The sequence below is a fragment of the Pseudohalocynthiibacter sp. F2068 genome (genome assembly GCF_023015645.1).
Lineage (GTDB): Bacteria > Pseudomonadota > Alphaproteobacteria > Rhodobacterales > Rhodobacteraceae > Pseudohalocynthiibacter > Pseudohalocynthiibacter aestuariivivens.
Map to the genome: position 1 here is coordinate 76,333 of NZ_JALKAK010000007.1, position 22,153 is coordinate 98,485.

The 22,153-nt window shown below is 52.1% G+C and carries 24 protein-coding genes; 12 read left to right on the plus strand and 12 right to left on the minus strand.

Features of this window, described 5'->3' with window-relative positions; genetic code table 11:
• Position 1 precedes the first annotated feature (1 nt).
• Positions 2–1,186, plus strand: coding sequence for an amino acid aminotransferase (locus tag MWU63_RS09995; protein ID WP_213887109.1), 1,185 nt, complete (start codon positions 2–4; stop codon positions 1,184–1,186).
• 126 nt (positions 1,187–1,312) lie between these two features.
• On the opposite strand, the gene MWU63_RS10000 is transcribed toward MWU63_RS09995, so the two are convergent.
• Together MWU63_RS10000 and MWU63_RS10005 are read right to left on the minus strand one after the other, a co-directional pair.
• On the minus strand, positions 1,313–2,632 hold the full coding sequence (locus MWU63_RS10000) for an ammonium transporter (RefSeq protein ID WP_213887108.1): 1,320 nt from the start codon (positions 2,630–2,632) through the stop codon (positions 1,313–1,315).
• Between the two features lie 30 nt (positions 2,633–2,662).
• Entirely contained in the window at positions 2,663–3,001 is a 339-nt protein-coding gene (locus MWU63_RS10005) for a P-II family nitrogen regulator (protein ID WP_213887107.1), read from the minus strand.
• Between the two features lie 245 nt (positions 3,002–3,246).
• Between MWU63_RS10005 and MWU63_RS10010 the strand changes: the two genes are divergently transcribed.
• Complete coding sequence (locus tag MWU63_RS10010) at positions 3,247–5,445, plus strand: PBP1A family penicillin-binding protein (RefSeq protein WP_247077762.1); 2,199 nt, start codon at positions 3,247–3,249, stop codon at positions 5,443–5,445.
• A gap of 70 nt (positions 5,446–5,515) precedes the next feature.
• On the opposite strand, the gene MWU63_RS10015 is transcribed toward MWU63_RS10010, so the two are convergent.
• Genes MWU63_RS10015 through MWU63_RS10025 form a run of 3 tightly spaced genes read right to left on the minus strand, consistent with a single transcriptional unit; the run spans position 5,516 to position 7,248 of the window.
• On the minus strand, positions 5,516–5,917 hold the full coding sequence (locus MWU63_RS10015; RefSeq protein ID WP_213887105.1) for a hypothetical protein: 402 nt from the start codon (positions 5,915–5,917) through the stop codon (positions 5,516–5,518).
• Positions 5,918–5,921: 4 nt separating this feature from the next.
• On the minus strand, positions 5,922–6,527 hold the full coding sequence (locus MWU63_RS10020; RefSeq protein WP_213887104.1) for an ABC transporter substrate-binding protein: 606 nt from the start codon (positions 6,525–6,527) through the stop codon (positions 5,922–5,924).
• A complete protein-coding gene (locus MWU63_RS10025; protein WP_213887103.1) occupies positions 6,517–7,248 on the minus strand; it encodes a VacJ family lipoprotein in 732 nt (243 codons plus the stop codon). The genes MWU63_RS10020 and MWU63_RS10025 overlap by 11 nt, the downstream gene beginning before the upstream one ends.
• A 393-nt stretch (positions 7,249–7,641) precedes the next feature.
• Here MWU63_RS10025 and MWU63_RS10030 point away from each other — a divergent pair, with 393 nt between their 5' ends.
• Genes MWU63_RS10030 through MWU63_RS10045 form a run of 4 tightly spaced genes read left to right on the plus strand, consistent with a single transcriptional unit; the run spans position 7,642 to position 10,390 of the window.
• Positions 7,642–8,106: a RidA family protein gene (locus tag MWU63_RS10030; protein WP_213887102.1), complete on the plus strand. Its 465-nt coding sequence runs from the start codon at positions 7,642–7,644 to the stop codon at positions 8,104–8,106.
• Positions 8,103–8,873 (plus strand): glycerophosphodiester phosphodiesterase family protein, encoded by a 771-nt coding sequence (locus MWU63_RS10035; protein WP_213887101.1) that lies wholly within the window; start codon positions 8,103–8,105, stop codon positions 8,871–8,873. The genes MWU63_RS10030 and MWU63_RS10035 overlap by 4 nt, the downstream gene beginning before the upstream one ends.
• A gap of 48 nt (positions 8,874–8,921) precedes the next feature.
• Complete coding sequence (locus MWU63_RS10040) at positions 8,922–10,103, plus strand: GNAT family N-acetyltransferase (protein WP_247077764.1); 1,182 nt, start codon at positions 8,922–8,924, stop codon at positions 10,101–10,103.
• A complete protein-coding gene (locus MWU63_RS10045; protein ID WP_213887099.1) occupies positions 10,100–10,390 on the plus strand; it encodes a 4a-hydroxytetrahydrobiopterin dehydratase in 291 nt (96 codons plus the stop codon). The genes MWU63_RS10040 and MWU63_RS10045 overlap by 4 nt, the downstream gene beginning before the upstream one ends.
• A gap of 137 nt (positions 10,391–10,527) precedes the next feature.
• Here the strand turns inward: MWU63_RS10045 and MWU63_RS10050 are convergent, their stop codons facing one another.
• Positions 10,528–11,016, minus strand: a complete 489-nt coding sequence (locus MWU63_RS10050; RefSeq protein ID WP_213887098.1) for a peroxiredoxin — start codon at positions 11,014–11,016, stop codon at positions 10,528–10,530.
• 83 nt (positions 11,017–11,099) lie between these two features.
• On the opposite strand from MWU63_RS10050, the gene MWU63_RS10055 reads away from it, so the two are divergent.
• Together MWU63_RS10055 and rsmD are read left to right on the plus strand one after the other, a co-directional pair.
• A complete protein-coding gene (locus tag MWU63_RS10055) occupies positions 11,100–12,311 on the plus strand; it encodes an FAD-dependent oxidoreductase (RefSeq protein ID WP_213887097.1) in 1,212 nt (403 codons plus the stop codon).
• On the plus strand, positions 12,308–12,868 hold the full coding sequence (gene rsmD, locus MWU63_RS10060; protein WP_213887096.1) for a 16S rRNA (guanine(966)-N(2))-methyltransferase RsmD: 561 nt from the start codon (positions 12,308–12,310) through the stop codon (positions 12,866–12,868). Before MWU63_RS10055 ends, rsmD begins: the two co-directional genes overlap by 4 nt.
• Positions 12,869–12,897: 29 nt before the next feature.
• Here rsmD and map read toward each other — a convergent pair whose 3' ends face one another.
• Together map and sfsA are read right to left on the minus strand one after the other, a co-directional pair.
• A complete protein-coding gene (gene map, locus MWU63_RS10065) occupies positions 12,898–13,710 on the minus strand; it encodes a type I methionyl aminopeptidase (RefSeq protein ID WP_213887095.1) in 813 nt (270 codons plus the stop codon).
• Between the two features lie 151 nt (positions 13,711–13,861).
• Positions 13,862–14,572 (minus strand): DNA/RNA nuclease SfsA, encoded by a 711-nt coding sequence (gene sfsA, locus MWU63_RS10070; protein WP_213887094.1) that lies wholly within the window; start codon positions 14,570–14,572, stop codon positions 13,862–13,864.
• A 45-nt stretch (positions 14,573–14,617) separates the two neighbouring features.
• Here sfsA and MWU63_RS10075 point away from each other — a divergent pair, with 45 nt between their 5' ends.
• Genes MWU63_RS10075 through MWU63_RS10090 form a run of 4 tightly spaced genes read left to right on the plus strand, consistent with a single transcriptional unit; the run spans position 14,618 to position 17,604 of the window.
• Entirely contained in the window at positions 14,618–15,358 is a 741-nt protein-coding gene (locus MWU63_RS10075) for a molybdopterin-binding protein (protein WP_247077766.1), read from the plus strand.
• Complete coding sequence (locus tag MWU63_RS10080) at positions 15,345–16,070, plus strand: GNAT family N-acetyltransferase (RefSeq protein WP_213887092.1); 726 nt, start codon at positions 15,345–15,347, stop codon at positions 16,068–16,070. Before MWU63_RS10075 ends, MWU63_RS10080 begins: the two co-directional genes overlap by 14 nt.
• Positions 16,071–16,093: 23 nt before the next feature.
• Positions 16,094–16,663 (plus strand): peroxidase-related enzyme, encoded by a 570-nt coding sequence (locus MWU63_RS10085; protein WP_213887091.1) that lies wholly within the window; start codon positions 16,094–16,096, stop codon positions 16,661–16,663.
• Entirely contained in the window at positions 16,660–17,604 is a 945-nt protein-coding gene (locus MWU63_RS10090; RefSeq protein ID WP_213887090.1) for an OmpA family protein, read from the plus strand. Before MWU63_RS10085 ends, MWU63_RS10090 begins: the two co-directional genes overlap by 4 nt.
• Positions 17,605–17,690: 86 nt before the next feature.
• On the opposite strand, the gene MWU63_RS10095 is transcribed toward MWU63_RS10090, so the two are convergent.
• The 4 genes from MWU63_RS10095 to MWU63_RS10110 all read right to left on the minus strand — a co-directional run bounded on the left by MWU63_RS10095 (position 17,691) and on the right by MWU63_RS10110 (position 22,082).
• Complete coding sequence (locus MWU63_RS10095) at positions 17,691–18,596, minus strand: LysR family transcriptional regulator (protein WP_213887089.1); 906 nt, start codon at positions 18,594–18,596, stop codon at positions 17,691–17,693.
• A 172-nt stretch (positions 18,597–18,768) separates the two neighbouring features.
• Positions 18,769–20,796, minus strand: coding sequence for an NADPH-dependent 2,4-dienoyl-CoA reductase (locus MWU63_RS10100; RefSeq protein ID WP_246531551.1), 2,028 nt, complete (start codon positions 20,794–20,796; stop codon positions 18,769–18,771).
• Positions 20,797–20,915: 119 nt separating this feature from the next.
• On the minus strand, positions 20,916–21,299 hold the full coding sequence (locus MWU63_RS10105) for a hypothetical protein (RefSeq protein ID WP_213887088.1): 384 nt from the start codon (positions 21,297–21,299) through the stop codon (positions 20,916–20,918).
• Positions 21,300–21,308: 9 nt separating this feature from the next.
• Positions 21,309–22,082 carry a DUF6478 family protein gene (locus tag MWU63_RS10110; protein WP_213887087.1) on the minus strand — a complete coding sequence of 258 codons (774 nt, stop codon included), beginning with the start codon at positions 22,080–22,082 and terminating at the stop codon, positions 21,309–21,311.
• Between the last annotated feature and the right edge of the window lie 71 nt (positions 22,083–22,153).

Consider the following 22,153-nt stretch of genomic DNA (forward strand, 5'->3'; position numbering starts at 1 on the left):
TATGCTTAGCAATCTCAAACAACAGCCCGCTGATAAAATCCTCCAGCTGGTCCAAATGTATCGCGACGATCCGCGTTCTGACAAAATCGACCTTGGTGTTGGCGTTTACAAAAACGCCGAAGGTGTCACTCCTGTGATGCGTGCAATCAAAGCTGCTGAAAAGCAACTTTGGGAAACCGAAACAACCAAATCGTACACTGGTCTTGCCGGTGAGCCTGCGTATCAGGACGCAATGATTTCTCTGGTTCTGAGTTCCTCAGTCGCGCGCGAAAACGTGGCTGCAGCTGCGACTCCGGGTGGAACTGGTGCTGTGCGACAGGCGCTGGAACTCATCCAGATGGCATCACCAGATGCCACTATCTGGATATCAAACCCAACATGGCCCAACCACCCGTCGATCATCAAATATCTTGGGATGAAGATGCGCGAGTATCGGTATTTCGATAACGACTCCCGGGGCGTAGATTTTGAGGGTATGCTCGCCGACCTTGCACAGATTCCCGCAGGCGATGTTGTGCTATTGCACGGTTGCTGCCACAACCCAACCGGTGCAAACCTGACCAACGCACAATGGGCCGAAGTGATCGCCGTGCTACAGGAAACCGGCGCAATCCCGTTTATTGACATCGCATATCAAGGGTTTGGTGACGGTCTGGAAGAAGATGCAGCAGGCTTACGTATGGTCGCCTCTGAAATGCCCCAGACCCTGATTGCGGCGAGCTGTTCCAAAAACTTCGGTATCTACCGCGAACGCACGGGTATTCTAATGGTGGTGACACAGGATGCATCGTTGCGGGATGTTACGCAGGGGAACCTCGCGTTTCTGAACCGTCAGAACTACTCCTTCCCGCCGGATCATGGTGCACGGCTTGTTACAATGATCCTTGATGACAAAGCACTGCGCGCTGACTGGAGCGCCGAGCTTGAAGAGGTTCGCCTTGGAATGCTCGCATTGCGTGAACAGCTTGCGAAAGAGCTTCAAAAACTCGCTGGTTCTGACCGCTTTGCTTTTCTTGCGCAGCACCGCGGCATGTTCTCGCGCCTTGGTGCAACGCCAGAGCAGGTCGAAACGCTCCGCCGCGATCATGGCATCTACATGGTTGGTGACAGTCGGCTAAACATTGCAGGCCTGAATAAAAACTCAGTGCCTATTCTGGCCAAAGCAATCATCGATGTTGGAATTTGAACCAATTTAACACTCTGCTTTAAACGAAAGCGTGCCCCGGGAGGCCGCGTTTTTCGTTAAGACAAACAAAAAAGGCCCGGGCACTTAGGCCCGGGCAAGATGTCTCTCGGCTGAAAAGGAAGGGAATCAGCCGTTAGAGAACTCGGGGTAGGCCTCCATGCCCAATTCGGTCATGTCGAGCCCTGTGATCTCGGCCTCTTCGCTCACTCGGAGCCCCATCAGACCCTTCAGAACGAGCCAGACCACAGCTGAAGCAACCACGACAAAGGCAGCTACCACTATGATCGAGATCAATTGGGTGACAAAAGATGCATCGCTATTTGTCAGGCAGACCGCCAGAGTTCCCCAGATACCTGCAAGCAGGTGAACCGGAATTGCACCGACGACGTCGTCGATTTTGAACCGATCCAGCATTGGCACCGCAAAGACAACAATCACACCACCGATTGCACCAATCAGAACAGATGCGCCAAGGCTTGGCGTTAGCGGTTCTGCAGTGATCGATACAAGCCCGGCAAGTGCACCGTTCAGCACCATCGTCAAATCAGGTTTCTTATAAAGAACCTGAGTCAGGATGAGTACGGCGAGCGCGCCCCCGGCAGCAGCCAGATTGGTATTGCTAAAGATCCGGCTGATGTCAGAAACGTTACCAGCGGTATCCATGTAAAGCTGCGAGCCGCCATTGAAACCAAACCAACCCATCCACAGAATAAACGTTCCCAATGTAGCCAGCGTCAAGTTCGAACCCGGCATTGGGACGGTTCTGCCATCTTTGTATTTGCCGATACGCGGCCCAAGGATAATAGCACCTGTCAGGGCAGCCCAGCCCCCGACCGAGTGCACAACGGTCGAGCCGGCAAAATCAAGAAAGCCCATTTCGTTCAGAAATCCGCCGCCCCATTTCCAACTTGCCTGAATGGGATAGATGACAGACGTCAGCAGCACGGTGAAAATCAGGAATGGCCACAATTTTACGCGTTCTGCCATGGCACCCGACACGATCGACGCGGTCGCTGCACAGAACATAAGCTGGAAGAAGAAGTCTGAACCCACAGACGCATAAGTCAGGTCTGCTTCGGTGTCTGCAAGGCCGACAGGTTCTAACGAAGCCGGAGAAAACGCCCCAAGAATTCCGTCAATCGACCAGCCGTCACCCGGATACATAAGGTTGTAACCAATCAGGTAGTAGAAGATCGACGCCAGAGAAAACAATGCAACGTTCTTCATTAACTGCATGGTGACGTTCTTGCCGCGAACAAGACCCGCCTCAAGCATGGCAAACCCTGCCGCCATCCAGAACACCAGAAACCCGGTGACCAGAAACATGAATGTCGTAAAGATAAAGCCGATATCGGCGTTCAGTGGTGTTTCATCCACTTCTTGCGCAAACCCAAGGCTTGGAAGTGCGGCCACCAGTGCGGCCAGACTAAGTGTTGTCAGTCTCATTTCTATATTCCTCTCTGACAGTCCGCCGCTTTACAGCGCGTCCTCGTTCATTTCGCCGGTCCGCACACGCATTGCCTGCGCCACATCAAGCACGAATATTTTGCCGTCGCCGATCTTGCCGGTGTTGGCTGTTTTCTGGATTGTTTCGATCACCTGATCGGCCATTGCCGCAGCGACAACGATCTCAAGTTTGATCTTCGGAACAAAGTTCACCGTATATTCGGCCCCCCGGTAAATTTCCGTATGACCGGACTGGGCACCAAATCCTTTGATTTCACTCACCATCATGCCCCGTACGCCTGTTTCTGTAAGTGCAACCCGGACATCTTCGAGCTTGAACGGTTTGATGGTCGCTATGATAAGTTTCACGTTATTTCCCTTCTGACCGCGTGTTTGCAGCTGCAGCATAGCGATGCCGCACATGCGCGCTTCAAGGGAGAGAGACGAAAATTTAGGCATGAATCCCTTCGATCGCACATTTTTTGCGGTTTTTTCGGGCTATGCTTAAAATTTAAGCTTTGGAAAAATGGATTGCGATTGGCTCTATAAGCTCCACATTCCAACGCGAAGCGTGTAAGTTGCGAAAAAAAGGCAGGCGCCGGATTGGGTGACGCATGAGTGGTACTGGCAAAAAGAAACCGCCATTGGTGGCGGATCGGCGTTATGCGTCAAAGGCAGCATCAGGTAAAAAACCTGCTGCCAAGACAGCTACCACACGCCGAACAACTAAAAGCAAACCCACCCCAAGGAAAACGACACGACGTAGGCGGAGCAGATCTCGCAACCCAATTATTAGGGCGATATCAGGATTGTTTCGTTGGGTATTTCGGATGATCTGGGGTGTGGTCTGGCGCAGCTCTGCTGTGCTGCTGCTGCTAGTCACCCTGACCGTTGGGTACTTCGCTGCAACACTGCCTGACGCCACACAGCTGATCGACGGACGTACCCGCGGATCCGTCACACTGCTTGACAGAAACGGGCAGGTGTTCGCGTGGCGCGGCGATCAGTTTGGCGGCATGATTACGGCTGATACCGTTTCCCCACATCTGAAGAACGCCGTCATCGCGACCGAAGACAAGCGTTTTTACCGGCATTTTGGCATAAGCCCGCGTGGGATTGCGAGCGCAGTACGCATCAACCTACGCGCCGGACGCGGCCCGCTGTCCGGCAACGGTGGCTCTACAATAACGCAACAAACAGCGAAACTGCTGTGTCTTGGTGTTCCACACGACCCTAGTTCAGGGATGACTGAAGCAGAATACGAGGCTGATTGTCGCCGGGGAACGCTCTGGCGTAAGGCGAAAGAAGCGATCTACGCACTTGCGATGGAGGTACGGTACAGCAAAGACGAAATCCTTACGATCTACCTCAATCGCGCGTTTTTAGGCGCAGGTGCACGTGGTTTTGAGGCGGCGAGCCAACGTTATTTCGGTGAATCAGCAAACACAGTTTCTCCGACAGAGGCTGCAATGTTGGCGGGCTTGCTGAAAGCCCCGACACGCTATGCACCGACGAACAACCTTGAACGGTCTCGTGACCGTGCGCAGGTCGTTTTGAATCTGATGGAAGAGCAGGGATATCTTTCTACGGCTGAGGCAGTGAATGCACGCGAAAACCCCGCGGAATTATCCGCAGCCGCAGCCGCACGCGCCGGTGGGTATTTTGCGGATTGGGTCATGGGAAGTGGGCCAGATTTCTTTACCAGCAACACAACCGAAGACGTTATCATCCGCACAACGCTTGATCAGCGCATACAAACTGCTGCCGAAGAAGCGCTGGCCTACATTTTTGAAACCAAGGTACGCGACGGTTCAGAAGCACAAGCCGCGATCGTTGTCATGTCATCCGACGGGGCGGTGCGTGCAATGGTTGGCGGACGGCAAACACGCGTATCAGGCGCATTCAATCGTGCGACGCAGGCTCTGCGTCAAACTGGGTCAGCATTCAAACCCTTCGTTTATGCCGCCGCTCTCGACCTTGGGTACAGTTACAACGATTACGTTGATGACTCACCGCTCACAATCAACATTCCGGGGTCCGGCGCATGGTCTCCGACGAACTATGATCACAAATTTCATGGCCAAGTGACCCTGACCGACGCCCTGAGACAGTCCTTTAACATTCCGGCTGTCCGCGTTTCCGAAAGCGTAGGTCGCGAAAATGTGCGCAAAATCGCAGCCGATTTCGGCATTGAAAGTGATCTGGCTTTGGGCCCGGCACTGGCGCTTGGCGCATCGGAATCCACTCTTATTGAAATGACAGGCGCATACGCTGGCATCTTAAACGGCGGAAGCAGTGTGACACCTTACGGGCTTGTTGAGCTTCGGCTACAGGGCGAGCAGGACCCCCTTATGCGACAAGAGGGTGGCATCGGTGAACGTGTCATCAGTGAAAATGCAGCTGCGCAACTCATCTACATGATGAACCAGGTTGTCGAAGCCGGTACTGGTCAGCGTGCAAAGTTGCCGGGACGGCCAGCAGCAGGTAAAACAGGAACAACTCAGGCCGCGCGCGATGCGTGGTTTTTAGGCTTTACCGCCGACTATGTTGCGGGCGTCTGGATGGGCTATGACAACAACACTCCGCTCACTGGTGTGACAGGCGGTGGTCTGCCAGCCGAAATATGGCACGAAACGATGCTACGGGTTCATGAAGGTTTGCCTGCTCAACCGCTGCCTATGATAACACCCGTTCCACCGCAGCCACCTTTGTCCGAATTGCGTACACGTGGCAACAGGGGCAGACGGGACCGTCAGGCAGATGGCATAATTCTTGATGTATTGAACAGCATATTCGGCGGTCGCAATCGCTAACTTTTGCACCAGAGACGCCTCTTAACTGGTTTGCTTGCGCCGCTAGCGCGGGCGAGTGCTAATGTGATTTTCACTCGTTGCTAACGACGTCGTCAACAGCACCCTCAACCAGATCTTCCTCTGAACAGTTATCATATTTGAATGCATAGCCGTTCCAGACCATGATCAGCCCTGAATCGGCAGCTTTCATGAACAGCACCCGTTCGACCCAATGGGCGTCTTCGGCTTCGCATTCCATGTCATAGAGAACGGCATTCATATCCCGAACAGAGACCGGGCTAATCATCGTGCATTGTGAACCGACACCAATAAAGGTGTTGTCTTCGACCTTTAGTGCACCACCCTCTTCGCCAATCCTAGCACAATCAGCACCAGCCACCTGACGGTAGATACCATCGAAACTCCCAAGCTGTTCTTCAGCTATTGCTGCCGAGGCCAAGAGGCCTGTGGCTATGACAATGCCCAAGCGCATCGCGTCAGCCGGTGTTCCGGAGATCGCTGATCAACTGATCAAGATTCCCACGTCGCCGGTCAAGCATTGCGCCTATCTCTTCGCGCTCAACTTTTGTCAGGCTAATTCCTTCGATCACCATGTCAAAAAACAGGTTTCGACCACCTGCTTCCTTGACCAGAAAATCGATGCGGAAAGGCGCTTCTCCCTGCAGATGTGCAGTTGTCTGCACTTCGTGCCAGCTTTTTACAGCGCGGGCTGAATCGACTTCGATCCGACCCCCTATAAATTCCCTAAACCGACGACCATATTTGCGTGCAATGTATCTTCGAAATGCCACTGTAAAATCGCGTAGTTGCGCTTGGCTGGCAGAGCGCGCATCGGCTCCAAGCACCCGGATAGCAATGACGGCAGTGTTCGCAAACCGATCAAATATTCGTTCGAATTGCGTCAACATACGTGATTCAGATCCGCCAGAGTTGATAACGCGCGTGATCTCGCTCACGACATCATCAATCAGTCTGCGCGCTTCAGCGGTGGTCAGCGCCATCGCTGAACCGGGCACCGCCGCGGCAACCACGCCGGCACCAAGTCCGGCCAGAACAGTTCGTCGTTTTACATCATTCACCATACAGATCCTCGAACAATGAATCTATTTCGTCAACTTCGTCGTCGGTTACTTCTACACCCAGCTCAAACCTGCGATTCTGCAAGTAAAGAGAACGTGCCTGTGCGTAACTATCTTCGCTCTCATACAAGATAGAGTCTATCGTAGACGAATACTCGTACCGATCACCAACTTTTGCGAGTCCTGCTGAAAATACACCAATTGCGTTTTCAGGCGATGGCACCATGTAGACAAGCGGATTGGTAAAAAGGTCGACAATCATGCCCACTGTAGCCCGGTCCGTCGACGGCCCCAACAAAGGTAATTCCATAAAGTTACCTTCTTTGAAACCCCAGACATATAGCGTTTCGCCAAAATTGGTTCTGTCTTCCTCAACACCCATAGGTGTGGCCGGGTCCAGAAGGCCACCCATACCTAGCGTTGTATTGATCACAAAACGCCCGGTGTGCTTCAGTGCCTTCCCAATCCTAAACTGCAAGAGGTTGTTTACAACAACACGCGGCAAATTCAGGTTTCCGGCGAAGTTACCGATACCTCGGCGAATAGGCATCGGTATCCCTCTGCCATAAACCTTTGAAGCTGGGCGGAACAGAAAACGGTCAAACGCTATGTTTTCGGCATGAATACGGCGGTTTAGTCTCTCATTTGGATCCTGAATTCCATCGACTGGCTGCGAAAAACCGCACGCGCTGAGAGACAGCGCGACGACAAGTACACAAGCCATTTTTAGCCTAGCTCTTGTGGGGCAGGTTCTGGATCCAGGCAAAATAATTCTCTTCGACAATCCCATTCAGCCCCTCAAATAGTATTTTACTTACAAAGTCCAATCAATCGGCGGTGTAGAAAACGTCATTGTGACTGTTTGGTTACAACGAGCAACGATAAATCAATTAATCTTGTTTTTTCTATGGAACACGGAGGGCGTTGCTTTGTTGCCAATAGTACTTTCAACGCGCCACGTAGGCCTAATCTTAATGCATTATTAACGCCTTAGAGGCTTGAAGGGACGAACAATCTCAACAATTTTGGTTTGAAATTCGACCAGAACCGATTTTGTGGTTTTCCCCGTCCGCAGTCCGGGCTAGCGTCTGTTCAAATTCGAATAGGGAGAATTCTCATGAGCAATGGTCTCGAAGCACGACTTGTTGAACTTGGTGTAACACTACCCGATGCACCTGCCCCGGCCGCTAACTACGTGCCGTTCGTACAGATTGGCGACATTGTGTATGTCTCTGGCCAAATCTCTAATGGGCCTGATGGGTTAATCACCGGCAAGCTTGGTGACGATATGTCAACTGAACAAGGCGCAGACGCTGCAAAATCCTGTGCAATCAGCCTACTCGCGCAAGTTAAGGCCGCTTGCGGTGGCGATCTTAACCGCCTTGTCCGCGCCGTAAAACTCACCGGATTCGTCAATTCGACCGCCGACTACACTGACCAGCCTAAAGTCATAAATGGGGCGTCCGATTTTCTTGTTGCAGCGATGGGTGACGCCGGGCGTCATTCGCGCTCTGCTGTTAGTGCTGCATCACTGCCGTTGGGTGTTGCCGTGGAAATTGAAGGTATTTTTCAAATAAAATGACGCATCTGCCCCCGGTATTTTTATCAACTCCGATTGCGCATCGAGGCTACCACAATCTTGCAAAAGGCCGTGCTGAAAATTCGCGCGCTGCGTTTCTTGCTGCTATTGAAGCAGGCTACGGCATTGAGATGGACCTGCAGCGCACCAAAGACGATCAGGCCATGGTTTTTCACGACTATGATTTGACCCGTCTAACTAGTGAAAGGGGCCCGATTCAGCAACGTTCAGCCGCAGAAATGGCAGAGATTCAACTGATTGGCAGCAACGAAAATGTACCGAGTTTTGCTGAAGTTCTAGACCTTGTCGCCGGGCGTGCTCCTCTACTTGTCGAACTAAAAGACCAAGACGGTGAGATGGGCCCAAACATCGGGCCTTTGGAGCAGGCAGTTGTGAATGCGTTGATAGGCTACGAAGGTCCGGTCGCACTAATGTCTTTCAACCCGCATTCAGTTGCCAAACTTGCAGAACTTGCACCGCATCTTCCGCGCGGACTCGTTACAGAAGGCTGGACAGACAAAGATACACAAATGATTCCGGCAGCACGACGCCAAATCTTGCGTGATATCCCGGATTATGATCGCGTTGGCGCTTGCTTTATCAGCCACGAGGCAGCAGATCTCTCCAGACCACGCGTTGCAGAACTAAAAGCAAGTGGCGCGCATATTTTGTGCTGGACGATACGCAGCCCCGAAGCCGAAGCCGAAGCGCGCAAAATTGCCGACAATATTACCTTCGAAGGTTACGCCGCTGCCTTGCCCACCGCTTGACGTTGGCCGCTTCGCCCCCAATCTATGTCCCGCAGACAGGTGAGGCAGATGAGCAATCAACAAATCGAAATACATGTTCTGACGTCGCTCTCTGATATTTCAGAAGCAGAGTGGGATGCCTGTGCTTGCCCCGAATCAAACGAAAGCAGGCCGATTGATCCGTTTACAACCCACCGATTCCTCAAAGCGCTGGAAGACAGCGGGTCTGTTGGCACGGGTACGGGTTGGACGCCTCGTTACCTAGTTGCTTACGCCGGTGAAATGGCTATTGCTGTCACCCCGGCCTACGCAAAGACCCATAGTCAGGGCGAGTATGTTTTCGACTATAGCTGGGCACACGCTTATGAACGCGCTGGCGGACGATATTACCCGAAGCTGCAAATTTCCGTCCCCTTTACACCAGCCACTGGCAGGCGGTTTCTGGCGCGCCCAGGGTATGAGGAGATGGGTCAGTCTGCACTGGTACAAGGTGCAGTACAGCTCGCGTCTGAAAATCAACTTTCTTCGCTGCACATAACATATTGCACTGAAGCCGAGGCCGAAGCAGGCCGCGCAATGGGTCTGCTTCACCGCACGAGCCAGCAGTTCCACTGGGAAAATACAGACTATGCAAATTTTGATGCGTTTTTAGCGAGCCTTGCGGCGCGCAAACGCAAAAACATCCGAAAAGAGCGTGCAACGGCGCAGACATTTGGCGGAACAATCCATCAATTTACCGGGGACCAGATCGAACCCGAGCACTGGGACGCATTCTGGACATTTTACCAGGACACAGGCGCACGAAAATGGGGCACCCCTTATCTGACGCGCGCATTCTTTGATATTGCGCAAGAAACTCTGCGTGACGATATCCTGCTGGTGTTGGCAGAGCGCAATGGCCGCTGGATAGCTGGGGCCATGAACATGATCGGAAAAGGTACTCTTTACGGCCGCTATTGGGGGTGCACCGAAGACCACGCCTGCCTGCATTTTGAACTCTGCTATTATCAGGCGATTGATTACGCCATTACCCACGGCCAGACACGCGTCGAAGCTGGTGCTCAGGGCGACCACAAACTGGCGCGCGGCTACCTGCCGGTCACGACTCATTCGCTGCATTGGATCGCCGACCCCGGCTTTGCGAATGCAGTTGAAAAATACCTGGTCGCAGAACGTGAAGCCGTTGACAATGATATCGATGTACTGACCAGCTATGGCCCATTCAAGAAATCATCCGGAGAAGAAAAATGAAACTGTCCGATGAACAACGTGAATCTGACCTCGCTCCACTAATTCAAAACGGCTGGTCTCTCGTCCCGGATCGCGACGCGATCTCGAAAACCTTCACCTTCAAAAGCTTTATCGAGGCGTTCGGGTGGATGACCCGGATTGCAATCTGGTCTGAAAAATACCGCCACCACCCAGAATGGTCGAACGTCTACAATAAAGTGGACGTGACCCTTACGACGCACGATTCAGACGGTCTGACAGAGCTTGATGTAAAGTTGGCCAACAAGATGGATACGCTTGCGCACTAAACATCTGCTTTGTTGAAAAACCCATCGAGCCTATTCGATAAGCTCAGACAACCGCGAAACTTTCTTTTTCCAATAAATATCCCCGCCGGAGGCAAAAACTTTAGTGCCTCCGGCAGGGATATTTTACGGATAAAGAATTAAAGTGCTGCGAGAAGATTTTCACCGCCTGAGATTTCGCAGGTTCCCCGGGCAACCTCCTCGTTCAAGATTCTTACAACACCATCTTCAACAAGCATTGCATAACGCTTTGATCTCGCCATCAGACCGGCAGGTGGAGCATCGAAACTCATCCCAATTTCTGTGGTGAAAGCGCTTTGTGCATCCGCGAGCATCGTCAAACCGGCATCGGATGCACCCGTCGCGTCGCTCCAGGCTTTCATTACATGAGGGTCATTCACCGAAATACAGATTATCTCGTCAACGCCTTTCGCTTCAAGCGCATCTTTTGACCGAATGAAACTCGGGACATGCGCGGAGTGGCACGTAGGTGTAAAAGCGCCCGGCACGCCGAAAATAATCACTTTTCGTCCGGCAAGCTTGTCTGAAAGCGCCACTGATTCTGGCCCATCTTCGCCAATTTTCAGCAGCGTAGCCTCTGGTAGTCTGTTTCCGACAGATATTGTCATCTTGGCCCCTCTTGCGCGATTGCGTTTCGTGTAGACGAAGATATAGGCTTCATACCTGCAACTACTAGGTCACGGGGAAAGAGATGAGTCATATTGTGATTATCGGCGCAGGACAAGCTGGGTGTTCTCTTGTCGTCAAACTTCGAAACCTTGGTTTCGAAGGCAAAGTGACCTTGATTGGAGAAGAACCAGTCCCCCCTTATCAACGCCCGCCGTTGTCAAAGAAATATCTGCTCGGTGAGATGGATCTGGAGCGGCTCTATTTAAGGCCCAAAAGTTACTACGACGAGGCAAACATCACTTTAAGGCTCGGCAAACCCGTTTCAAGCATCGATACGACTGCCAAAACCGTGACCGTTGGGGATGAGACAATCTCTTACCATCAACTCGCGCTAACCACTGGCTCCGTTCCGCGTCATTTGCCTGATGCAATCGGCGGCGCATTACAAGGTGTTCACGTCGTACGCACCCTTGCTGATGTTGACGGCATGGCACCGGAGTTTACCAGCGGACGTCGCGTTTTGATTGTTGGCGGTGGCTATATTGGGCTAGAGGCTGCGGCAGTTGCATCCAAGCTCGGCGTACAAGTCACGCTCGTTGAAATGGCAGATCGCATTTTGCAACGCGTTGCAGCGCCTGAAACGTCAGACTATTTCCGCAAGCTACACCAGTCTCACGGCGTAAATATCCTTGAAGGGCTGGGTTTGGAACGTCTGCTGGGTGAGGGTCGTGTCAGTGGCGCTCGCTTTACCGATGGCAGTGAAACCGACGTTGATTTTGTTATCGTGGGTGTTGGCATAATGCCGGGAAGTACGCTGGCAGAGGTCGCTGGGCTGACAATTGAGAATGGCATCAAGGTTGATGCACAGGGTCGCACCTCTGACCCTGCAATCTGGTCCGCGGGTGATTGTGCTTCGTTTCCCTACAAAGGCAATCGTATTCGTCTTGAGAGCGTTCAAAACGCGATAGATCAGGCAGAGTTGGTCGCCGAAAACATTCTGGGTGCGGGAAAGGAATATGTCCCTATGCCTTGGTTCTGGTCTGATCAGTTTGGCACCAAATTGCAGATCGCAGGATTAAACACAGGCTACGACACTATCGTCGTGCGCCCGGGTGACAAGGGCGATGCTGTATCGCATTGGTACTACAAGGGAGACACTTTGCTTGCTGTTGATGCGATGAATGATCCACGCAGCTATATGATCGGAAAGCGGCTTATTGAATCGGGGAAATCCCCTGCACCTAGCGTAATTGCAAACCCGGACACCGACATGAAAGCCTTGTTGAAGGCGTGAGGATCATAGCTGGCACGCATCGAGGGCTTACGCTCACTTCGGTTGGTAAAGGCGATGCCGGGGCGCATTTGCGGCCAACCGCTGACAGGGTGCGCGAAAGTCTGTTCAACGTACTTCTGGGTGGTCGCTTTGGCGACCCAATTACGGATACCCGGGTGCTTGATCTGTTTGCGGGTACAGGTGCACTGGGGCTTGAAGCACTCTCTCGCGGGGCTTCGCACGTTACGTTTGTTGACAACGGTCGCGTTGCTAAAAAGCTCATCCGCGAAAATATTGCTTTGACACGCCGCCAGCCGGATACACAGCTTTTGAGTTGTGACGCCTGCCGTTTGCCCGTGAACGGCAACGAACCCTATGATCTGGTTTTTATGGACCCACCCTATGGCAAAGGCCTGGGCGAGACCGCTTTAGACCTGGCAGTTAAGGGCGGATGGATCGCCGAAGGCGCATTGATCGTGTGGGAAGAAAAAAGCCCCCAAAAGGCGCCAGAAGGTTTTGAACTGCATGACAGTCGGAAATACGGGGACACGTTTGTTACCATTCTCGGGAGAACATAACTAGAGGGATCGCTGTGAGTTACTGCAGATTATTCGCCCCACGTCGGGTGGAACTTGTTTCCGGGTGACAATGTGAAAATGTCGACACCATCTGCTGTAACACCTACTGAATGTTCGAATTGCGCTGACAAGGACTTGTCTCGTGTAACAGCTGTCCAGTCATCGGCCAAAACCTTTGTTTCAGGGCGGCCAAGGTTGACCATTGGCTCAATCGTAAAGAACATGCCTTCTTCCAGCATTGGGCCAGTACCAGGTCGACCATAGTGAAGCACATTCGGCGGAGCATGGAACACCCGACCCAAGCCATGACCACAAAAGTCGCGCACAACCGACATGCGATGGCCTTCGACATAACTTTGTATCGCGGCACCTATGTCACCAAATGTGTTGCCGGGTTTGACCTGTTCGATACCCTTGAACAGCGCGTCATGCGTAACCTGGATCAAACGTTCGGATTTGCGGCTCAGTTGACCGGCCACATACATCCGGCTTGTGTCACCGAACCATCCGTTGACAATTACAGTCACATCAATGTTCAGGATGTCGCCATCTTTAAGTTTTTTCTCGCCGGGGATGCCGTGACACACAACATGGTTCACGCTTATGCAGCTTGCGTGTTTATACCCTTTGTACCCAATCGTCGCTGACTTGGCCCCAACCGCATCCACCATATCAGTGATTGCACGGTCAATTTCACCGGTTGTTACGCCTGGCACAACCAGCGGTGCCATATCGTCAAGAATTTGCGCAGCCAAACGACCTGCTGCATGCATACCGGCGAAATCATCAGCCTCGTAAATCCGAATTCCGTCTTTAGTAACTTTGCCGCGAAGGTCGTTCATTTGGTTTGCTCTTGCTTGGTCAGTCTCAATTTCGAAACCTCCTACACATAATGACAACTTTCATCCAGAGCAAACCGCAATCATATTGGAGACAGCTTATGTCACAAACCGCATTCGGAGTGCGCCCTTACCGCGAACAGCAGGCCCGATTTCAAACTGGCATTTCAAACGGCAACGTGCGGTTTAGCGAAACATCTTCGACCGAAATGCTTGTATCATAACACAGCACCTCGACACCTTTTGCGCGCGCTTTTGCAAAGGTTTGGGCATATACAGAGTCGATATCTGCCGCCACGCTTACACGGGAACAATCGGTACGCTGCACCAAGTAAAACAAAACGGCGCGGTTCCCTGCGGCAACCATTGCGCTCAACTCTTCCAGATGCCGGGCACCCCGCGCAGTTACGCTGTCAGGAAATTCCGCCAAATCGCCTTGCCGTCTTAACGTGACGGATTTGACTTCTACATAAGCGTCCGGGAGCCCGGACTCGCTCAGCAAGAAATCGACACGGCTATTTTGACCATATTTAACTTCTGGTCGTACTGTCTTGTAGCTAGCCAACTCTGGTATTTCACCTGCTATAAGGGCAGCCCGAACTGCGCGGTTGGGTAGCGCTGTGTCGACGCCGGTAAAATGACCATTCTCATGCTCAACCAGGCGCCACCCGTATTTCAGCTTTTTCTTCGGGTCATTGTTCGGTTCGAGCCAAATACGTGTGCCTGGTTCTTTTAAACCCAGCATCGAGCCTGGGTTTGCGCAGTGGGCAGTTATTTCGCGTCCATCCTCCAGCCTGGCATCTGCCAGAAAACGTTTGTAGCGGCGGATTAGCACGGCAGGTACCAAGGGGGTTTGAAAGCGCATAAACCCGACCTATACCCAAGGTGAAATCCGAACAAGGAGCTTCACATGTCTAATCCAACCGCAGCAATGTTGGTTATCGGTGACGAGATACTCTCGGGCCGAACACGCGACGCCAATATGTACCATCTTGCGGGTGAGCTTACGAACAACGGGATCGCACTCAGCGAAGTACGTGTCGTTTCTGATGATCGGAGTGCAATCATCTCTGCGACGCGTACCCTGTCGGAAACTTACACTTACGTTTTTACCTCGGGCGGGATTGGGCCGACCCATGACGACATTACGGCGGATTGCATTGCAGCAGCCTTTGATATCCCTATCGATATTCGCGATGATGCGCGCGCGATTCTGACAAAACACTACGCGGACACAGGATTGGAATTAAATGCAGCGCGTCTTCGCATGGCACGTATTCCCGAAGGCGCAGAGTTAATAGAAAACCCGGTTTCTGCCGCTCCCGGTTTCATTCTGGGTAATGTCTTCGTAATGGCCGGGGTTCCTTCGGTCTTTCAGGCCATGGTCGCTGGTGTTATTCACCAGCTTTCCGGCGGGCGACCTCTTTTGTCACAAACGATGCGGTTCATGGTTGGCGAAGGCACGATTGCCGAGCCTCTGGGTGCACTTGCCGCAGATTTTCCTGACCTTTCAATTGGATCTTATCCATTTCAGAAAGATGGTGTTTACGGAACAAATATCGTCGTTCGCGGCTCTGACGGCGGGCTGATTGACGCCGCCATGATCCGGCTTTCAAACCTTTTACCTGAGGTTACAGATGACCCCGAATGAGCTAACCAAACTCTTCGAGATTTCCGAAGCTACGTGGCCGCCTGCCGCTTTCCACGAAATAGAGGGCTGGGTTGTGAGAGATGGAGCAGGCGGCGGGCAACGTGTTTCGTCTACGACAGCCGCAGAATTAGGAACATTGCCCGATATTGAAATGGCCGAAAAAGCCATGGCAGCCCTTGATCAACCTAATCTTTTCATGATCCGAAAGGGTGAACATGCACTTGATGCTGCTCTGGACGCTCGAGGATATACCGTCAAGGATCCCGTTGTCATGTATTCTTGTCCGGTCAAAGATCTCACCGGTGTAAAACCTCCGCGCGTTTCAACGTTTAACATTTTTCCACCACTTCAGATCATGCGGGAACTTTGGGCGGAGGGTGGAATTGGACCGGCAAGGATCAACGTTATGCTGCGCGCCAAAGGGCCCAAAACCACCGTTCTCGGGCGACAAAATGATCGTGCCGCCGGGGTCGCGTATGTCGGAATTCATCAAAATACCGCGGTTCTTCATGCGCTAGAGGTTTCACCAGACCAGCGTCGGCAAGGAGTTGCCATCAATATAATGCGGGCGGCCGCGCATTGGGCACAAGATCAGGGTGCCGAAACTCTGTTAGTACTGGTGACTCAAGAAAATAAGGGGGCGAATGCTCTCTATTCTTCCCTCAGCATGCAGAATGTGGGAAACTATCACTACAGAATAAAAGCCGCATAAGCGGTAAGAGAGCAGGCTAACAGATGACAGAACCCTATGTAACCGCGCTTGACCTTCCTATGGTCGACCCTCTTCCTGAGGCAACGCAAAAGTATTTTGACATCTGCGCGGAAAAGCTTGGGTTGGTTCCAAATGTGCTCAAGGCCTATGCCTTTGACGTCGAAAAGCTGAACGCTTTTGCAGGTATGTACAATGATCTCATGCTGGCACCGAGCGGATTATCCAAACTTGAACGCGAAATGATCGCCGTGGTGGTTTCATCGATCAATAAATGTTTTTATTGCCTCGTCGCCCATGGCGCAGCGGTGCGCGAACTGTCGGGCAACCCCGAACTTGGGGAAATGCTTGTGATGAATTACCGCGTTGCAGACCTGGACAAGCGCCAGCGTGCAATGCTCGATTTCGCGGCAAATTTGACGGAAGCAAGCGCCAAAACTCAGAAAGCAGACCGGCAGGCGTTGCGGGACGCGGGTTTCAGCGACCGTGACATATTCGACATCGCGTCTGTAGCAGGCTTTTTCAACATGACCAATCGCGTCGCATCTGCTGTCGATATGCGACCCAACTCGGAGTACCACGCGTCACACAGATGACCCTTCGCACATTCATATTGGCGACTGTCGCGGCAGTAATTTCCGGACCAGGCCATGCCATGACGCTGGAGTTCACCGGCAGCGCAGTTCAATCTGCAGAACAGGTTGAACCCTACGGAAGTTACGCATTTCCCCTTGGCCCTTGGTCTGACGGTGTAATTGTTTCGGAGAATGCCGAAGGCAAAATAACCCAGCAAGCATGGAAAGTTCCGGCTCAGGGTTTGACAACACTGCAACTGCTGGCACCTTTGCGGGAACAGTTGACAGCAGCAGGATTCGAGATTGTCTTTGAATGTGAATCAACGGTCTGTGGCGGTTTTGACTTTCGGTTCGATATTGATGTTGTTCCGGAACCTGCGATGCATGTCGATCTTGGCGATTACCGATTTCTTTCAGCAAGACGCCTGAACGGCGAAACCCCGCAGTATCTAAGCCTTTTGGTAAGCCGTAGTGGTGACACTGGTTTCGTTCAGTTTATGCACGTTGGCGCTGAAAATGCGGCGGCGCCACAATTTGTCGCCTCAGCAGAGACGCCTGCGCCCCTCGCCGCAGGGCGTATACATTCGGCTTTGGGTGAGATGTTGGAGCAGGAGGGATATGTCGTTCTTGAAGACCTCAACTTTGAAACCGGGTCATCCGAACTTGACGAAGGCGACTATGTTACTCTGGTGGCGTTGGCGGAGTACTTAAACGCGCATAGGGACAAAACCATAGCACTTGTTGGCCACACGGATGCAGAAGGTTCACTGGCGGGAAATGTCGCGCTCTCCAAACGGCGTGCAAGTTCTGTTTTGCAACACTTGGTGTCCAACTACGGGGTAGATAGTGCACAGATGAGTGCCGAAGGCATGGGTTTTCTTTCGCCACGCGCAACAAATTTGACTGAAGATGGGCGAACTCAAAACAGACGCGTCGAAGTCATATTAACATCGATTGAATAAACACCCCAAAACAGTCAAAAAGACCGGAGCGTTAAACACTTCGGTCTTTTAAATTTTAGGATTCACAGAAGTGGTAACAGGCGTGCTTACCAGTTGTCTGGCCCCTTATCTGCAAACGCGTGAACGAGAAAATCAATAAATGCACGCACTTTTGGCTGTGTAAACCGACCGGGTGGGTAGACCGCATAAATGCCCTGACGGTCAGCAGGCAATTCTGGCATCGCCTCTTCAACCAGACCATCTTTCAAGGCTTCTGCGTAAAGAAAACTAGGAAGATACGCGATTCCCAGACCTGAAATCGCCGCGTTGAGCAGGGATTGCCCGTCATTCACGCTCAGCCAACCTGCGGTACGCACCTGACGCTTTTCGCCAGAAGGTGCCGTCAGTTTCCAGACAGACCCATTAGATTGGTTCGAATAATGCAGCAATTTGTGATCATTCAGTTCGTCGATTTTTTCTGGCCGACCAAATTTTCTAAAATAGTCAGGAGAGCCGACCATACGTTTGGAGGTATCAGTCAGCTTTCTGGCGCGCAACGTACTGTCTTCCAATTCACCAATACGGATTGCTAAATCAAACCCCTCGGAAATCAACTCAACGAAACGGTTGTTAAGCACCATATTAACGGTGATATCCGGAAATTCCTGAAGAAACTCGCCCAAAACAGGCGACAGGTGATTGACACCAAAATCTGTCGCGACGGATATTCGCAACAATCCGGAAGGTGCCGATTGCATTGATGTAACCAATGCATCTGCCTCTCCGGCGTCGTTCAAAACGCGGCGGGCACGATCATAATAGGCCAGGCCAATTTCTGTCGGGCTGACGCGACGCGTCGTGCGGTTTAGTAGTCTCGCACCAAGGCGTGCTTCAAGTGATGAAACATGTTTGGAAACGGCAGATTTTGAAATCCCCATTTTCTTCGCCGCATCCGTGAATCCCCCTTGATCCACGACGGTGGCGAAAGCTTCCATTTCGGTTAGTCGGTCCATTGCGTTACCCAATACTGCGCTCACCCATTCCGGATGTGTATTACAGTCAATTTTGGCAACAATGGGTCACGCGACGGACGAAAAAGCGGTGATCACAATAAAATTCGAAATTTGGAAACAATTGTTTCGAACCAAACTCCGCAGGAAATGAAATTGAATCTACGAAATTACCCTAAAATTGTGAGGCCAACCACGTACCTTGATTGATTGCACGCTTTGCATCCAGTTCTGCTGCCACATCCGCGCCGCCAATAACATGCGGTGTTACCCCGGACGCAATCAAACCGCCGACAAGACTGCGATCAGGTACCTGCCCCGCACAAAGAACAATGGTATCAACTTTCAAGGTTTGCGGGTTTTCCCGCGCTTCGCCAAAAGACACATGTAAACCTTGGTCGTCGATCTTTTCGTAATTGACGCCACCAATCATTTTGACGCCCTTCATTTTTAATTCTGTACGGTGAATCCAACCCGTCGTCTTGCCCAACCGTCTGCCGAGTTTTTCAGCCTTGCGTTGCAAAAGGGTCACCGAACGCGCGGCTGGTTCTGGCTGTGGGCCTTGTTGTGCCAACCCGCCAGCAGTTTCCTCCGGGTCGCCAACACCCCATTCAGCCTTCCAGCGTTCCAGATCTTCAGAGGGGCTCGTGCCTTCGTGCACCAGGTATTCTGCGACATCAAATCCAATGCCACCCGCGCCGATGATTGCAACACTATCCCCCACGGGTAACTTGCGACGCAGGACATCAATGTAGTCTACGACATTTGTTGCATCCTGCCCGGCAATATCAGGATCACGCGGCAATACGCCCGTGGCGATAACCACTTCGTCAAAGCCTTGCAATCGCTCTACTGTTGCTTCGGTCTCCAAGCAAAGATCAATGGTGGACTTTTCAACCATCACGCGAAACCAATCAACAAAGCTGCGGAATTCTTCCTTACCGGGAACCTGTTTTGCCATGTTAAGCTGTCCGCCGATCTGATCAGCCCTGTCAAACAAAGTTACCTCATGCCCGCGCTCGGATGCGGCGAGCGCACAAGACAACCCTGCCGGTCCTGCTCCAACCACAGCAATCTTCTTTGCGCGATTGGTTTTTTCCAGTACCAGTTCCGTTTCATAGCAGGCACGTGGGTTTACGAGACATGTCGAAACCTTGCCGTTAAAGGTATGATCCAGACAGGCCTGGTTACAAGCTATGCAGGGCGCAATTTCCGTACTGCGCCCCTCTGCAGCTTTCTTAACAAATTCAGGGTCCGCCAGAAAAGGCCGCGCCATAGAGACCATATCAGCACAGCCATCGGCCAGAACACCTTCTGCAACCTCGGGTGAATTTATCCGGTTGGATGTTATGATGGGAATGGAAACCTCTCCCATCAGTTTCTTCGTTATCCAGCTAAAAGCCGCACGTGGCACAGACGTCGCAATGGTTGGAATACGCGCTTCGTGCCAACCGATTCCGGTATTAATGATTGTTGCACCAGCGGTTTCTATTCGCTTTGCCAACTCTACAACTTCGTCCCAGGTTGACCCGTTGGGCACGAGATCAATCATCGACAGCCGATAGATAAGAATAAAGTCGTCACCCACCGCTTCGCGAACACGACGCACAACCTCAAGCGGCAAGCGCATCCGGTTCTCGTAAGTTCCACCCCAGCGATCCGTCCGCTTGTTTGTGTGAGTGACCAGAAACTGATTTAGGAAGTATCCTTCCGACCCCATTATCTCTACGCCATCATAACCAGCCTCGCGCGCACGCGCGGCGGCAGTAGCAATGTCCGAGATCTGCTTTTCTATTCCCGCTTCACCCAGTTCTTTTGGTGGAAAAGGAGATATCGGTGACTTCACGGGCGAAGGAGCCACACATTCGCGTCCGTATGCATAGCGTCCCGCGTGCAATATTTGCATCGCAATCTTGCCGCCCTCGGCATGGACCCGGTCTGTGACTGTACGATGGTTCGCAATATCTTCAGCACTGAACAACCCTGCAGCATCCGGGAAAACACCGCCTTCGCGGTTTGGCGCCATTCCACCCGTTACGATTAGCGCAACTCCACCGCGCGCACGCTCTGCATAAAACTCAGCGACCCGACACCAGTCTTTCGTCTCTTCCAGACCGGTGTGCATAGACCCCATTAGCACGCGGTTTTTCAACGTGGTAAAACCAAGCTCCAGAGGGGCAAGAAGATGCGGGTAATTTATCATGACAGGTCCTTGGAAAACTCCGATGAAGATGCAGTAATTTCCGTCATCTTGTCACGAAGAACGCCACGTCAACTTTGAAAGGGTCGCATTTCAGACCAAAGCACGTGAAAAAATTAAATTTAACCAACGGTCTCAAGGCAATGACGGCGAAATGCGCGTTTCAGCATATCCAGTTCAGCGCGCAGCAAATCTACTTCGGCCCGAAAGTCATCTTCCAGCGCCATTCCTGTCACAATTGTGTAACTGCCAAGCCGCGCCCCGCTGCGTGTGTCAGTAATCAAAAAGGTTTGCACCCCATCCGAAAGGCATTCAACGGGAATTGGGAAACTGAGCACCCATTCGCCGCCTTTTTCAGGATTTTCGGTCAGGCTGACCTCCGGAATTGGTTTTTCCAGATGTGTTACCTTGAGTTCCGGTACAGGCGGCGTATCACCCCCCATAACAAGCAGCCCTTCCCAAACACCTTCCGAAGTGCGTGTGTGTGTCAACGTTGTCTCAACCATGCCGACCCCCTAAAGTTCTGCACGTGGGCGACGGCTAAACGTGACGTCGCGTAAAATAATCTGGTTCATTTCCGGACCTTCAAAAATCAAATCGATCCAGATCCGGTCTGTCCGCTTTTCGTTCAGTTTGGTGTAAGCCAGATCGAACTCCACCATCACCTCATCTTGGTTAAGTGGCAGTTCCCGCACGATCTGCTCGGTGTTTGGTCCATGCTTGATGTTTAGGCGCGCAAAAATTTCGAGAGGTTTTTCCAACTCAACAATAACATCCATTCGGATCACGTGTTTCTTCTTGAGCCCCTGTACAGCTGCTTCGGGCAATTCGATGACCAAAGATAAAAAACTTCCGTCAAACCTAAAAACATCCATTCGAACGCCAAAGGGGGCAAGATCTGCTTCTCTTGTGTTCCGCAACTGCCGAAGAGTTAACTCAGATATGCGGCAGTCATGAAACACGGTTGCCTCGTCACCAAAAATGGATTTGCTCTCAACCCCTGCTTGTCCCGAAGGTGTTATCGGCCCACGCCAAAGTTCCGGCCTGTAAGACCAGTCTGTTCCAAGTGGGGTCTGTATCGCGTTGGAGCCCATCAACGGCAGGGCCAACCGGTTTTCTGCAACCTGAATAAACCGGTCAATCGGACGCCGCACCTGACGCGCACGGGTGCGGAACAGGCGCAGGCGAACCAGATCCATCTGCGCCGCAGCATCAGCAATTTTTTTCCAGCGATACAGGAAACGCCGGTGAAACAGACGCTGAAACAGGGAATCTATGCGTTTTGCCATGTATACCCAAAACCTCGACACGCCAGTTAATCCGGCTTCTGATTTCTTATATCGCCCAAAGAGGTTTCATA